We start from the raw sequence: 13,660 nt of genomic DNA, 5'->3' as shown, positions 1-13,660 counted from the left end.
CTTAAAGGCCCCTCAGTCCCATTCCAGGCCGCCGCGCCGCCATACGTACGCGTACGCGACGAAGACGGTGAGCACGAAGAGCAGCATCTCCACGAGCCCGAAAACACCCAGGGCGTCGAAGGTGACGGCCCAGGGGTAGAGGAAGACGATCTCGATGTCGAAGACGATGAAGAGCATCGCCGTCAGGTAGTACTTGATGGGGAAGCGCCCGCCGCCGGCCGGCGTGGGGGTCGGCTCGATACCGCACTCGTAGGCCTCGAGCTTGGCCCGGTTGTATCGCTTTGGACCGATAAGCGTGGCCATGACCACGGAGAAGATCGCAAAGCCTGCCCCGAGGGCTCCCAGTACGAGGATCGGCGCATACGCGTTCACGCTCCTCGCTCCTCTCAGTCGGCACTGACTGCTGGCGGTTGCGTCAGGCAAGCACTTCCGCCCCACCCGTCCCACGAACCCCGTGCGTCCCGACGAAGATCGCGTACATGTGAAGCAGGTCACAAGCCCAACTGCCTCGCATCTTATGCCCGCCGGTCTGTGATCTGCGACACGGGGTATTGCACAAGCTTTGTGATCTCCACCACCTGACGAAGGATCATGAAGTCGGATGAGCAGTGATCTTCATACGCGAAGCGTCCGCGCGATCACCAGATGTGACATTTCCGCTCGTCACCACAGGTCCGGGGCGGCGTCTCAATATCAAGAGACTTCCGATGCATGCAAATTGGTGCTGGACGCAGGGGCTTGGTAGAGGAGCGCGTTCACACATCGGAGGGAGAGGTGTGGACGGATGTGGACGGACGTCGACGCGTGCACACATTCACGAGCAGAGGGCAGTCGAGAGGTGCGCGCGAGACGCCGTCGACCCGGTGACCGTTCCGTGACCTGTGTCACATCGATCTATGGGTCAGATAAGCCGGCCTTGGCCACAGGCTGCGACCAGTGGTAGGCAGAGGGCAATTCGGACGTAATACGGAAAGGGCATGATCACAGGCTTGATCATCTCTGTCCAGAATGCCCGTTACGGCGTCAATAAGAAGTGACGCGCCCCGGATTCGGCCGCGGATTGAACAACTGTGGCGCACCACACGTTTCTTGAAGGTATGAGGGAGTCCCTGATACCGGTTGTACCCATGTCCCACACCGCTCACATACGCAACCACCGGAAGCCCCGCCGCAACGCGTCGACGCTAGCGATGCGCGCCGGAGTTGCCGGTGGCGTTCTCAGCACCTTGGCCGTGGCCGGTGCGGCTGGTTCGGCGAACGCGGCCGAGCCCGTGACCCAGACCCTCGAACTGCCCACCCTGACGGCCGACCTGGCCACTCAGCTGGCGCAGTCCGCGGATGCCACGCAGCAGGCAGCTGCCAACTACGAGCTGCAGGCCGAGCGCGACGCGGCCGCCGCAAAGGCCGCGAAGCAGGCCAAGGCGGACCTCGCGGACGCCAAGAAGAAGGCCGAGGCCAAGAAGAAGGCCGAGGACGCGCGCAAGGCCGCAGCCGCCCAGGCCGCCTCTCGGTCGTCCACGCGGACCGTCCTGTCCAGCTCCGCGGGCTCCTCGAGTTCGACCGTCTCCGCCCCGGCCAGCGGCAGTGTCGCCACCGTCATCGCCTTCCTCAAGGCTCAGGTCGGCGACGCGTACGTGATGGGCGGTACGGGCCCCAACGCCTGGGACTGCTCCGGCCTCGTACAGGCCGCGTTCCGGCAGGTCGGTGTCGACCTGCCGCGCGTCTCGCAGGACCAGTCGACGTCCGGTACGCCGGTCTCGCTGTCCAACATCCAGGTCGGCGACATCCTGTACTGGGGTTCGGCCGGTTCGGCGTACCACGTGGGTGTGTACATCGGTAACGGCCAGTACCTGGACGCGGCCAACCCCTCCAAGGGTGTGGTGATTCAGGACCTTTCGGGCTACCCGGCCACGGGCGCGGTGCGCGTTCTCTGAGTCGCGGGACCTTGTGAGTCATACGGCGTGAAGGCCGCCACCCGAGTGGGTGGCGGCCTCGTCGTGCTGCCCTGGGGCCGGGACCGCCCCCGGAGGACCCCGGAGGACCCTGGAGGTCCCCCCGGCGCGCCCCCGTGATGGTGTCAGGCTTTCGGTGCCACTTTCGAGAGGCCGTTGATGATGCGGTCCATCGCGTCGCCGCCGGTCGGGTCCGTGAGGTTCGCGAGCATCTTGAGGGTGAACTTCATCAGCAGCGGGTGGGTCAGGCCGCGCTGGGTCGCGATCTTCATGACCTTCGGGTTGCCGATGAGCTTCACGAAGGCGCGGCCGAGGGTGTAGTAGCCGCCGTAGGTGTCCTTGAGGACACGGGGGTAGCGCTGGAGGGCCAGTTCTCGCTGGGTCGGCGTCGAGCGGGCGTGGGCCTGCACGATGACGTCCGCGGCGATCTGGCCGGACTCCATGGCGTAGGCGATGCCCTCGCCGTTGAAGGGATTGACCAGGCCACCGGCGTCGCCGACCAGCAGCAGACCCTTGGTGTAGTGCGGTTGGCGGTTGAAGGCCATGGGGAGGGCGGCGCCGCGGATGGGGCCGGTCATGTTCTCCGGCGTGTAGCCCCAGTCCTCCGGCATGGACGCGCACCAGGCCTTCAGGACCTCGCGCCAGTCCAGCTCCTTGAAGGAGTCGGAGGTGTTGAGCACGCCCAGGCCGACGTTCGAGGTGCCGTCGCCCATGCCGAAGATCCAGCCGTAGCCGGGCAGCAGACGGTCCTCGGCGCCCCGGCGGTCCCACAGCTCCAGCCAGGACTCCAGGTAGTCGTCCTCGTGGCGCGGGGACGTGAAGTACGTACGGACCGCGACACCCATCGGGCGGTCCTCCCGGCGGTGCAGGCCCATCGCCAGGGACAGGCGGGTCGAGTTGCCGTCGGCGGCGACGACCAGCGGCGCGTGGAAGGTGACCTCGCGCTTCTCCCCCGTGTCGCCCAGCTTCGCGTGCACGCCCGTGATGCGGCCGGTGCGGTCGTCGATGATGGGGGCGCCGACGTTGCAGCGCTCGTACAGCCGCGCGCCCGCCTTCTGCGCCTGCCGGGCCAGCTGCTCGTCGAAGTCGTCGCGCTTGCGGACGAGTCCGTAGTCCGGGTAGGAGGCGAGATCCGGCCAGTCCAGCTGGAGGCGGACGCCGCCGCCGATGATGCGCAGGCCCTTGTTGCGCAGCCAGCCGGCCTCTTCGGAGATGTCGATCCCCATGGAGACGAGCTGCTTGGTGGCGCGCGGGGTCAGGCCGTCACCGCAGACCTTCTCCCTCGGGAACGCGGTCTTCTCCAGGAGCAGGACGTCGAGTCCGGCCTTCGCCAGGTAGTACGCGGTCGTGGAACCGGCTGGTCCAGCCCCGACGACGATCACATCTGCGGTGTTTTCGGAGAGGGGTTGGGGCTCGGTCACGGCGGGGTCTCCCCAAGACTCGAAATCTGCGTGCTGACGGGCACTGGACATGGGCAGTCTATGCAGCGGTACTGATCACCTGGCTGAAGGGTTGCCCCGTGAACCGAGCTCTCCCCGACGTACGGCTGCGTGTCCCCACCGACGAGGACGCGTTCGCCTGGCACCGGATCTTCGCCGACCCCGAGGTCATGGAGTTCCACGGTGGGAAGGCGGCCGAACTGTCGGTGTACGAGGAGCTCACCGCGCGGCAACGCCGGCACGACGCAGAACTCGGTTTCTGTCTGTGGACCCTGGTCGACGCGGAAGGTGAGGTGCTGGGCTTCACCGGGGCGCAGCCGTGGCCGCGTGAGTGGGGGCCCAAGGGCGAGATCGAGATCGGATGGCGGCTCGGCAGGGCGCATTGGGGCAAGGGCTACGTCACCGCCGCCACGCTCACCACCCTGGAGCGGGTGCGCGCGGCGGGCGTCTCGGATGTCGTCGCCATCGTCAGACCGGGCAACGAGCGTTCCATCGCCGTGACCCGACGCGTCGGCATGGAACTGGCCGAGGTCGTCACCCATCCCACGACGGCCGAACCCGCGCACTGCTACCGCCTCGCCCTCTGACGGCTTCCGGAAGGCCGCCTCACGGTTTCTGGCAGCCACCCGACGGTTTCCGGCGGCCACCCGACGGCTTCCGGAAGGGCCGGGCCCTGGCTTACCCTTCCGGTACCGCTGGGGGTGACGTCCGTGCGCCTGACACCCAAGACACCCGAAGTGCGCGTGCCGCGGCTCATCGGCCTGATGGCCGTGGACGCACGCGAGACGGCCGACGCGCGAGGTGTGCTGCTCGCCGCGCCCGACCGGCCCGACTTCCATCTCACCGTCGTCGACTACGTCGTACGCCAATATCCGCCGCCCGGCTCCGAGGTGCCGCGCGGGGCCGTGGTCACCGTGTGGTTCGACCTCGGTGACGCGGAGGGCGGCGCGGGTGTGCGGGAGCCGCGGCTGCCGGGTCCGCCGTCGGGCGGCATGCGCCGTGAGCTCGACGAGCCCGGGGACCCGTTCGAAGTGCTCAGGTGAGACAGGCGCTCTCCGGAACCGGGAGCGGCAGCTCGCCCGGAGAACGCGTCCGGCGGCGCTTGCCCGGAAGAGGGGTCGGGCGGCCCCTTGCCCGGAGAAGGCGTCAGCCGGCGCTTGCCCGGAGAAGGCGTCAGGCGGCCTTGAAGCCCCGGTGCAGGGCCACCACGCCGCCCGTCAGGTTCCGCCAGGCCACCTTCGACCAGCCGGCCTTGCGCAGCTTCTCGGCGAGTTCGGGCTGGTTCGGCCAGGCGCGGATGGACTCGGCGAGATAGACGTACGCGTCGGGGTTGGAGGACACCGCACGGGCGACCGGCGGCAACGCGCGCATCAGGTACTCGGTGTAGACCGTGCGGAACGGGGCCCAGGTCGGGTGCGAGAACTCGCAGATCACGACCCGGCCGCCGGGCTTGGTCACCCGGTACAGCTCGCTCAGCGCCGTGTCGGTGTCCTGGACGTTGCGCAGGCCGAAGGAGATCGTCACCGCGTCGAAGGTGTCGTCCTTGAAGGGCAGCTTCGTCGCGTCGCCCGCGGTCAGCGGCAGCCAGGGGTGGTTCTTCTTGCCGACCCGGAGCATGCCGAGGGAGAAGTCGCAGGGCACGACGTAGGCGCCGGTGCGGGCGAAGGGGAGGGACGAGGTCGCCGTACCGGCCGCCAGGTCCAGGATCTTCTGTGCGGGGCGCGCGTCGACCGCCTTCGCGACCTCCCTGCGCCACACCCGGTCCTGGCCGAGCGACAGCACGTCGTTCGTCAGGTCGTACCGTTCCGCCACGTCGTCGAACATCGAGGCGACTTCGTGCGGCTGCTTGTCCAGGGATGCGCGGGTCACTCCCCCATTGTGGCAGCACGGGCCGGGCGACTTCGCGGCGCCCGGCCCGTACGCCGGTCTCGTGCAACCCCCTCAGGAGATCTCCCGGAGGTTCCTTCAGGGGAGCAGCTTCGGCTTCTTCTTGGCGGCCACGTCCTCGACCCAGCCGACCAGCGGGATGGCGACCCAGATCAGCACCCAGCCGATGCCGAACATGAACCACTGGCTCTCCAGCGGCAGCCACTTCTCGAAGGCGGGCACCTTCCAGAACTGGTCGATCAGCGGGACCGCGAGCACGAGGGCGATCTCGTGCCAGAGGTAGATCGTCACCGCCCGCCCGTTGAAGATCGTCACGGTCCGGTCGAGCCGCTTGAAGCGGGCGAGCCAGGCGAAGTCGACGTTGTAGTACGCCTTGAAGTACATCAGCAGCGTCACGAAGCCGGCCGACCAGAAGGTCTGCGCGACGGGGACCTCGTCCAGGTCGTACGTACCGAACTCCGCCTGGTGCGCGAAGGCGTACCAGCCGCCGTACGCCAGGAGGGCGAGCGACGCAAGGATCACCAGGGCCGGCTTCAGCCGCTGGAGCACGCCCTCGCGGTGCGCGAAGCCGACCAGCCAGCAGAACAGGAAGGTGGCGAAGTCCGTCAGGCCGCTGCCGAAGCGGTCGTACGGAGGCTGCCAGGCGTACTGGAAGACCATGATCGGGGCGAGGGAGAGGAGCAGGACCGGGAGGGGGGCCTTGCGGAAGACCTTCAGGAGCAGCGGGGACATCAGGACGAACCAGAGATACGTCCGCAGGTACCAGAGGATCTCCCAGGCCTGGATGCCCCACTGGTTGCCCGGCGGGTCGCCGACCGGCACGATCCAGAAGACGATCTGCCAGCCCGGCATCCAGTCGTGGATCAGCATCGCCACCACGACGAAGAAGCCCCAGAACCAGAAAGGCGGCAGCAGCCGTCGCATCCGGCTCTTGACCACCGTGAGCGCGGGGCGTTCCAGGGACTTGGCCATCAGTGAGCCGGCGAGCGCGAACATCACGCCCATCGACGGGAAGACCAGGCCTGCCCAGGCCCAGCCGAAGGTGTGGTACGCCACGACACGGACCAGCGCGACGGCGCGCAGCGCGTCGAAGTAGCGGTCGCGTCCGCTGCCTTTGGCCTTCGGCGCAGGTTCGGCGGCGGGGCTTTCGGGCTCCCCGGCGTCAGGGCTGAGCTCGGTCCGGACGGCAGCGTCCGCCGCGGGCTCCGGCTCGATCACCGGCAGGGGTGCCGTCTCGGTGACGTACACCTGGCCATGGTCGACGTATCCCGAGCCGTAGCCGTACAGCTGGGGGACCTGAGGCTGCCGGCCCTGGCCGTACGGATCGGGCTGCTGCCCGTACCCGTAGTCATATCCCTGCTGCCCCTGCTGCCCCTGCTGCCCTTGGTAGTCCTGCTGGCCTTGGTACCCCTCATATCCCTGGTACCGCTGTTGTTCCGAGCCCCAGCTCATGTCAGCTCACTCCTGCCGGGGTCCCGACCTCACCCGTGCGCTTGAGCTTCTGCCAGCGGAGGCGGCCGCCGGTCAGAGCGGTCACGGAGGAGTGGATCAGGACGAGGTACATCATCTGGCGGTACGCGAGCTGCTGCAGTGGCAGCATCGCGAGGTAGCGGTACTTCTCACGGTCGAGGCGGAACGCGTAGGCGGCGCAGACGAGTTGGACGACCAGCACCGCCAGCCAGGCCAGCAGTGAGGCCCAGAAGTCCACGAAGATCATCGAGTAGATGGTGAACACGTCGATGAGCGGAGCAAGGACCGGCGTGATGATCTGGAAGATCACCACGAGCGGCATGCCTATGCGGCCGAAGCGGCCCGACGGGCCCTTGTCCGTCAGGGACTTGCGGTGCTTCCACAGCGCCTGCATGGTGCCGTACGACCAGCGGTAGCGCTGCGACCACAGCTGCTTCAGCGAACTCGGCGCCTCCGTCCAGGCCTTGGCGTGCTCCTGGTAGACGACCCGCCAGCCCGCGCGGTGCATCGCGATGGTGATGTCGGTGTCCTCGGCGAGCGTGTCCTCGCTCATGCCGCCGACCTCGAGGACCGCGTCGCGGCGGAACGCGCCGATCGCGCCCGGGATGGTGGGCATGCAACGCAGCAGGTCGTACATGCGGCGGTCGAGGTTGAAGCCCATCACGTACTCGATGTGCTGCCAGGCGCCGATGACGGTGTTGCGGTTGCCGACCTTGGCGTTGCCCGCGACCGCGCCGATGCCCGGGTCCGCGAAGGGCTGGACGAGCTGGTGCACGGCGTCCGGTTCGAAGACGGTGTCGCCGTCCATCATCACGACGATGTCGTAACTGGCGTTGCGGACACCGTTGTTGAGGGCGGCCGGTTTACCCGCGTTCTCCTGGCGGATGACCCGGACATTGGGCAGGCCCAGCGACTCGGCGATCTCCTTGGTGCCGTCCGTGGAGCCGTCGTCGACGACGATGATCTCGATCGGATGGGTGCTCTGCGCCAGCGAGTGGAGCGTGTTGGCGATGCACTCCTTCTCGTTGTACGCGGGCACGATCACCGTCACCGGCCCGGTGACCGTCGGCCCCCAGCTGAACTTGCCGCCCTTGCCGCGTTTCCTGTTGCGCTGTCTGTAGTGGCGGCGGGCGAGGATCAGCATCATCCCGAAGCGGCCCATGACGGAGATGCCGACGACCAGCAGCAGCCAGGAGAGCAGCGGCAGGACCCATTCGGCGACCGCGACCGCGTAGACGAGGGCCTTGCCCTCGTAGAGGGTCGAGCCGGTGGCCTTCTGCTGGCCGGACTGCTCGACGTTCACCTTGTCGGTGGAGTTGGTGGTGGAGCTCGAACCGGGCGCGGACTGCGTGCCGCCCGGCTGCTCGCCCAGCGCGCCGGTGTCCGTACCGGCACCCGCCCCCGCCCCCGCCCCTGTACCGGTCTGTCCGATCCCGGCCTCGACGGCCTGTCCGGAACCGGCGGTGCCCGTGCGGCCGGCACCGTTCGCCGCCCTGTTCAGCTTCGCCATCGCGCCGCTGACGGTGGTGAAGGAGTACCCCTTCGCCTTCATCTTCTTGATGTACGTGTCGAGCGCCTTGACCGTCTCCGAGCGGTCGCCGCCCGCGTCGTGCATGAGGACGACGGCGCCCTTGTTGTTCTTCGGCGTGGCCCACTGGACGATCTTCGAGACGCCCGGCTTCTTCCAGTCGTCGCTGTCGGTGTCGACGAAGACGCTGGTGTAGCCGAGGTTGCCGATCTCCTTGTAGACGGGCCAGCTGTAGTTGTCGACGGCGTTGATCTCCGAGGAGTACGGGGCCCGGAACAGCGTCGTGGTGATCCCCGCCGCACCCGCGAGCGCGAGCTGGGTCTGCTTCAGCTCGCGCTGGAGCCGGCCCGTGCCCTGGTAGGAGAGGTCGACGTGGGTGAAGGTGTGGATGCCGACCTCGTTGCCCTGGTCCACGAGGTCCTTCACGACGCTCGGATAGCGGGAGACCATCGAGCCGACCATGAAGAAGGTGGCCTCGACGCCGTTGTCTTCGAGCACCTTGAGGATCTGGGGAGTCCAGGTCGGGGTCGGACCGTCGTCGAAGGTGAGCACGATGGTCTTCTTCGGGACGGACTGGGTCTTGGCCGTGCCGCCCGTGAACGTCAGGAGCGGACCGCCGTCGAGGATCTTCTGCGGCACCTTGTCGTAGGCCGCGCCGTCGCGCACCCGCGCGTCGTTGCCGATCTCGGAACGCAGATAGCCGTCGAGCAGCATCACGCTGGTGAGCCCCAGCAGGAGCAGCAGCGCGAGGATCACGCGCGGCTTCTGCAGCGCCGCGGCCTTGCCGGCCGCCCGCTCCATCTTGGTGGGGGCGCGCCGGCGGCCGCGTGAAGGCGTCGTCGAAGTCATGGAGGTGGGTCCGTTCCGGTCAGTTGGCGCCGGTGGAAGCGGACGCGGATGCGGATGCGGCCGGGGCCGGGGAAGCGGCCGAGGAGGGGGCCGTGCCCGTGCGCAGGCCCGACGGCGGGGTGCCGGTCGGCCTGCCGGTGGGGGCCACGCCGCCCTGCGGCCGGAGATTGCCCCCGGGTGCGGAGCCGGCCTGGCCGCCGCTGAACGGGAAGAGCGAGGACGGGGTCAGCGAGGTGCCCCAGCCCATGAAGGCCATCCCGAGGACGACCGCGTAACCGAAGCAGACGGCGCCGACGAGCATGCCGAACCTGCGCAGCAGACGTGCTCTGCGCCCGGAGTTGTCAACGAACACGGGACCGTCTTCGGACGCGTTGCCGCGTTTGCGGCGGCGGCCGCGCCCTTGACTGTGGTTTTCGATGGCTGACTCGGATTGCATTCCCCGGATATTAGGGCTCCTTTATGTGGCCAATTCTCTGGTTCTCATGTGAGGCGCCCATGAAACTTGACCCAAGCTGTCCATTCCCTGAGAGAATCCTTGAACATCTGCGCAGCTCAGGGTCGATACATATTTGCCTTGTGTACCGATTCGCGGCCCGGCTTGCCCGATTCGCGTACCGCTACTCATGGGTTACCCATGCGCTTCCTGTATTCGGAAATCACCCTCGGATGTGCCACCTTGGAACTCCCGAATCGCACTTTGTTTCGGTCCTGAGACAGAAATCACGAGAGCGGGTGCATACGCAATGAGGGGTTATCTGAGGCCGGCTGCCGGGCTCACCTGCCTGTTTGCTCTGGCGGCGGCGGGGTGCTCTTCCGGTGGTACGGGTGCCACGGACGCGGCGCCCGCGCAGACCTCCCAGGCCCCGCGGACGAGTGCGGCGCCCTCCGAGAGCGAGTCCTCCCCCAGCACCTCGTCCAGCACCTCGTACGCGCCCTACGTGAGCGCCACAGAGGCCTCCGCGACGGACTCGAAGGGGTCTCCGACCACGTACAACCTGGCCTTCGTGATCTCCGACGGCACCAACTGCACGGCCAAGTGGAACGGCACGGACGCCATCGACAAGGCCGCCGTGAAGTCCCGGATCTCTGCGCTGAAGGAGTCCGGCGCGAGTGTGCGCGTCTCGTTCGGCGGGGCGTCCGGCAAGGAGCTGGCGGAGGTCTGCGACAGCGCGAGCGCGCTCGCGGCGGCGTACGGGGCGGCGCTCGACGCCGCCGGGTCCACCCAGGCCGACTTCGACATCGAGGGGGGCGCGCTGACCGACTCCGCGTCGGTCGCGCTGCGGTCCAAGGCGATCGCGCTGCTCCAGAAGGAGCGCGGTGACCTGAAGGTGTCCTTCACGCTGCCGGTCATGCCGTCGGGGCTGGATTCGGACAGTCTGGCGCTGCTGGAGTCCGCCAACGACAACGCCGTGACGGTCTCCACGGTCAACATCATGACGATGAACTACGGGAGTTCGTACTCCGGGGACATGAGCGACTACGCCGAGACCTCCGCCAAGGCGACCCATGATCAACTGCGGGATGTTTTCGGACTGTCGAGTGCGGGCGCCTGGCAGGGGCTCGCGTTGACCTCGATGATCGGGGACAACGACGTGGCCAAGGAGACGTTCAGCCTCTCGGACGCGGCGCAGGTCCGTGCGTTCGCCGAGTCGAAGAAGATCGCTTGGGTGTCGATGTGGTCGACGTTCCGGGATCAGCAGTGTTCGAGTGGTGACGCTTCTTCGGACAATGCGGCCACCAATTGCAGTGGGGTTTCGCAGAGTTCGGGGGCGTTTGCGGAGGCGTTCGCTGGGTGACGGCGCATATCTGATCTGCGGGCCGGTGGGGGCTGGTCGCGCCCCGCGGCGGAGCCGCATATGTACACAGCCCCGCGCCCCTGAAAACGGGGCGCTTCCCCGCCCGGGGTGAAGAAGTTCAGCGGCGTCTGTGTACCAGGCGGCCTGCGCACACCGTCGCCAAGCACGTCCCGTCCGCATCGAAGACCGCCAAGTCGGCTCGGCCGGTATCGGTGATCTCGGGCTTTCTTGCACTACGGAGTACGGCGACCTCGTTGCGGGAGGCCGCCGCGCGGAGGTCGGGGGTGTCGGCGTACTCCGCCAGTACCGCTGTGGCACCCGACTTCAGCACCGCGTGAACACGTTCCCGTGGGGACGGTGCCTCGGGCAGTGGGCCCTCGTGGACGAGCGCCGGCCCGAGGACCCCGGGCCATCTGCGGACCCGCGCCCCCGCAAAGCGCTCCAGCAGCACGTCCAGCGGCCCGGTGCCCGCGACCCGGTCGCCCTCCACGGCGACCGCGCCGCCCTTCAGCGGGTCCGCGTCCCAGCTGATGCGCAGCTCGTCGGCGGTGTGGATCGTCAGCACGGCGGGGCTAGTTGGAGGCGAGCAGCTTCAGCTCGGGATGCGCCGTACCGCCCTCGATCGCGGTGGACGAGATGTGGGACATGACGCGCTCGTCGACCGGGTCGTTCGCCGGGTCGTCGTGGACGACGATGTGCTCGTACGTCGTGGTCCGCTGGGCGGGCACGCGGCCGGCCTTGCGGATCAGGTCGATGATCTCCATGCGGTTGGAGCGGTGCTTGGCGCCCGCCGAGGAGACGACGTTCTCCTCCAGCATGATCGAGCCGAGGTCGTCCGCGCCGTAGTGCAGGGAGAGCTGGCCGACCTCCTTGCCGGTGGTCAGCCAGGAGCCCTGGATGTGGGCGATGTTGTCCATGAACAGCCGGGCGATCGCGATCATCCGCAGGTACTCGAAGAGCGTCGCCTGCGTGCGGCCCTTCAGGTGGTTGTTCTCGGGCTGGTAGGTGTACGGGATGAAGGCGCGGAAGCCGCCCGTGCGGTCCTGTACGTCACGGATCATCCGCAGGTGCTCGATACGCTCGGCGTTGGTCTCGCCGGTGCCCATGAGCATGGTGGACGTCGACTCGACGCCCAGCCCGTGCGCGGTCTCCATGATCTCCAGCCAGCGCTCGCCGGACTCCTTGAGGGGGGCGATCGCCTTGCGGGGGCGGGCCGGGAGGAGTTCGGCACCTGCGCCCGCGAAGGAGTCGAGGCCGGCGGTGTGGATCCGCTGGATGGCCTCCTCCACACTCACCTTGGAGATGCGGGCCATGTGCTCGACCTCGGACGCGCCGAGGGAGTGGATGACCAGCTGCGGGTAGGCGGCCTTGATCGCGGCGAAGTGCTTCTCGTAGTACTCGACGCCGTAGTCCGGGTGGTGTCCGCCCTGGAACATGATCTGCGTACCGCCGAGTTCGACGGTCTCCGCGCAGCGGCGCAGGATGTCGTCGAGGTCGCGCGTCCAGCCCTTGGCCGTGTCCTTGGGAGCCGCGTAGAAGGCGCAGAACTTGCACGCCGTGACGCACACGTTCGTGTAGTTGATGTTGCGCTCGATGATGTACGTGGCGATGTGCTCGGTCCCCGCGTACCGGCGGCGGCGTACCGCGTCCGCGGCGGCGCCCAGGGCGTGCAGCGGGGCGTCGCGGTAGAGGACGAGCGCCTCTTCGGGGGTGATCCGCCCACCCGCGGCAGCACGGTCGAGGACGGCTGTGACATCAAAAGACGTGAGGTCGGCCTTCTCGGTCACCGGGAGCGTCCCTTTCGTAAGGGTTCTGGACGGACCCGGCCAGCCTACGCCAGCCCCGTCCGCGACCCGACGTCAGGCCGCGTACGCCCCGATCAGCAGCCCGACGTACGCCCCCGCGATCAGGAACGGTCCGAAGGGGATGGACGTCTTGCGCCCCGCGCGTCGCATCAGCACCAGCCCCAGCCCGTACAGGCCGCCGAACAAGAACCCGGCGAAGGTCCCGAGCACCACGGTCCCCCATCCGTACCAGCCGAGCACGGCCCCGATCCCCAGCGCGAGCTTCACATCCCCGAAGCCCATGCCGTTCGGGTTGACGAGGAAGAGGAGGAAGTACGCGCCGCCCAGCACGAGCGACCCGAACAGCGCGGTCGGCCACTGCCCCGCGTGCTCCGGTACGAGGGCCATCAGGCCCAGCAGTACGAGCGCCAGGCCCGCGAGCGGCAGGGTCAGGACGTCCGGCAGGCGCTGCACCTGGAAGTCCACGACCGCGAGCAGCACACCGAGCGGCGCGAGCAGCAGCCAGACGGCCAGTTCGGGGCGGGCGCCGGCGGCGAGGGCGAGACCGGCGCAGGCCCCCGCGGTGGTGAGGGCGACGAGCGGGGTGCCGGGGCCGTAGCGGTAGGTCGTCGGGGCACCGCCCGGCACCCGCCCCGCACCGCCCGGCACGGTCCCCGCATCACCGGGCGTATGCCCCGCGTCGCCGGGCGCCGACCACGACGTACGAAGGTCACGAAGGTACTCGGCGCAGTCGGCGCAGCGGGCGAGGCCGAGCCAGCCGCCCGCGGCGCCGGTGAGGGCGTGTCCGTCGGGGCACCGGGTCCGCCACGCCTCGTCCGGCTCCACCGCGAACCGGTAGGCGGCCCGCGGTACCAGCAGTCCCGCCGCCGCGCCCCAGAGGGCGGCGAGGACGGTCAGCCACAGCGGCCGGACGGACCAGAGTTCGAGGTCCACG

13 protein-coding genes are annotated in these 13,660 nt (G+C 68.4%); 4 read left to right on the top strand and 9 right to left on the bottom strand.

Annotation, left to right across the window (positions count from 1 at the left end):
• Positions 1-12: 12 nt before the first annotated feature.
• Positions 13-372: an NADH-quinone oxidoreductase subunit A gene (locus ACFZDJ_RS32035; RefSeq protein WP_007383963.1), complete on the bottom strand. Its 360-nt coding sequence runs from the start codon at positions 370-372 to the stop codon at positions 13-15.
• A 725-nt stretch (positions 373-1,097) separates the two neighbouring features.
• Between ACFZDJ_RS32035 and ACFZDJ_RS32030 the strand changes: the two genes are divergently transcribed.
• Positions 1,098-1,934: a C40 family peptidase gene (locus ACFZDJ_RS32030; protein ID WP_060901541.1), complete on the top strand. Its 837-nt coding sequence runs from the start codon at positions 1,098-1,100 to the stop codon at positions 1,932-1,934.
• A gap of 143 nt (positions 1,935-2,077) precedes the next feature.
• Here the strand turns inward: ACFZDJ_RS32030 and ACFZDJ_RS32025 are convergent, their stop codons facing one another.
• Positions 2,078-3,373: a geranylgeranyl reductase family protein gene (locus ACFZDJ_RS32025; RefSeq protein ID WP_168510160.1), complete on the bottom strand. Its 1,296-nt coding sequence runs from the start codon at positions 3,371-3,373 to the stop codon at positions 2,078-2,080.
• 98 nt (positions 3,374-3,471) lie between these two features.
• Here ACFZDJ_RS32025 and ACFZDJ_RS32020 point away from each other — a divergent pair, with 98 nt between their 5' ends.
• Positions 3,472-3,978 (top strand): GNAT family N-acetyltransferase, encoded by a 507-nt coding sequence (locus ACFZDJ_RS32020; RefSeq protein ID WP_391064028.1) that lies wholly within the window; start codon positions 3,472-3,474, stop codon positions 3,976-3,978.
• 123 nt (positions 3,979-4,101) lie between these two features.
• Complete coding sequence (locus ACFZDJ_RS32015; protein ID WP_054232190.1) at positions 4,102-4,434, top strand: PASTA domain-containing protein; 333 nt, start codon at positions 4,102-4,104, stop codon at positions 4,432-4,434.
• A 130-nt stretch (positions 4,435-4,564) separates the two neighbouring features.
• On the opposite strand, the gene ACFZDJ_RS32010 is transcribed toward ACFZDJ_RS32015, so the two are convergent.
• From ACFZDJ_RS32010 to ACFZDJ_RS31995, 4 genes are all read right to left on the bottom strand, one after another.
• Positions 4,565-5,260 carry a demethylmenaquinone methyltransferase gene (locus ACFZDJ_RS32010; RefSeq protein ID WP_168494496.1) on the bottom strand — a complete coding sequence of 232 codons (696 nt, stop codon included), beginning with the start codon at positions 5,258-5,260 and terminating at the stop codon, positions 4,565-4,567.
• A gap of 96 nt (positions 5,261-5,356) precedes the next feature.
• Entirely contained in the window at positions 5,357-6,730 is a 1,374-nt protein-coding gene (locus tag ACFZDJ_RS32005) for an acyltransferase family protein (RefSeq protein WP_391064026.1), read from the bottom strand.
• Between the two features lies 1 nt (position 6,731).
• Positions 6,732-9,125: a glycosyltransferase gene (locus tag ACFZDJ_RS32000; protein ID WP_391064023.1), complete on the bottom strand. Its 2,394-nt coding sequence runs from the start codon at positions 9,123-9,125 to the stop codon at positions 6,732-6,734.
• A 19-nt stretch (positions 9,126-9,144) separates the two neighbouring features.
• The gene (locus tag ACFZDJ_RS31995) at positions 9,145-9,477 is read right to left on the bottom strand and encodes a hypothetical protein (RefSeq protein ID WP_390934892.1); all 333 of its coding nucleotides are present in this window, start codon (positions 9,475-9,477) and stop codon (positions 9,145-9,147) included.
• Between the two features lie 391 nt (positions 9,478-9,868).
• On the opposite strand from ACFZDJ_RS31995, the gene ACFZDJ_RS31990 reads away from it, so the two are divergent.
• Entirely contained in the window at positions 9,869-10,921 is a 1,053-nt protein-coding gene (locus ACFZDJ_RS31990; RefSeq protein WP_391064020.1) for a chitinase, read from the top strand.
• Positions 10,922-11,039: 118 nt separating this feature from the next.
• Here the strand turns inward: ACFZDJ_RS31990 and ACFZDJ_RS31985 are convergent, their stop codons facing one another.
• The 3 genes from ACFZDJ_RS31985 to ACFZDJ_RS31975 form a co-directional block, all read right to left on the bottom strand.
• On the bottom strand, positions 11,040-11,486 hold the full coding sequence (locus ACFZDJ_RS31985; protein ID WP_391064018.1) for a hypothetical protein: 447 nt from the start codon (positions 11,484-11,486) through the stop codon (positions 11,040-11,042).
• A gap of 7 nt (positions 11,487-11,493) precedes the next feature.
• Positions 11,494-12,708 carry a cyclic dehypoxanthinyl futalosine synthase gene (gene mqnC / locus ACFZDJ_RS31980; RefSeq protein WP_067367507.1) on the bottom strand — a complete coding sequence of 405 codons (1,215 nt, stop codon included), beginning with the start codon at positions 12,706-12,708 and terminating at the stop codon, positions 11,494-11,496.
• 72 nt (positions 12,709-12,780) lie between these two features.
• On the bottom strand, positions 12,781-13,659 hold the full coding sequence (locus tag ACFZDJ_RS31975) for a prepilin peptidase (protein ID WP_391064015.1): 879 nt from the start codon (positions 13,657-13,659) through the stop codon (positions 12,781-12,783).
• Position 13,660: the final 1 nt, after the last annotated feature.

Origin of the sequence: Streptomyces sp. NPDC007896 (assembly GCF_042959425.1) — a bacterium.
GTDB lineage: Bacteria > Actinomycetota > Actinomycetes > Streptomycetales > Streptomycetaceae > Streptomyces.
Note: the sequence above shows the minus strand (reverse complement) of the source record. Positions and strands in the feature narration are given on the sequence as shown.

What these genes read in the sequence shown, in the direction of transcription:
- ACFZDJ_RS32030 (WP_060901541.1), top strand. Translation starts at nt 1,098, where the DNA reads ATGAGGGAGTCCCTGATACCGGTTGTACCCATGTCCCACACCGCTCAC.
- ACFZDJ_RS32005 (WP_391064026.1), bottom strand. Translation starts at nt 6,730, where the DNA reads ATGAGCTGGGGCTCGGAACAACAGCGGTACCAGGGATATGAGGGGTAC.
- ACFZDJ_RS32000 (WP_391064023.1), bottom strand. Translation starts at nt 9,125, where the DNA reads ATGACTTCGACGACGCCTTCACGCGGCCGCCGGCGCGCCCCCACCAAG.
- ACFZDJ_RS31990 (WP_391064020.1), top strand. Translation starts at nt 9,869, where the DNA reads ATGAGGGGTTATCTGAGGCCGGCTGCCGGGCTCACCTGCCTGTTTGCT.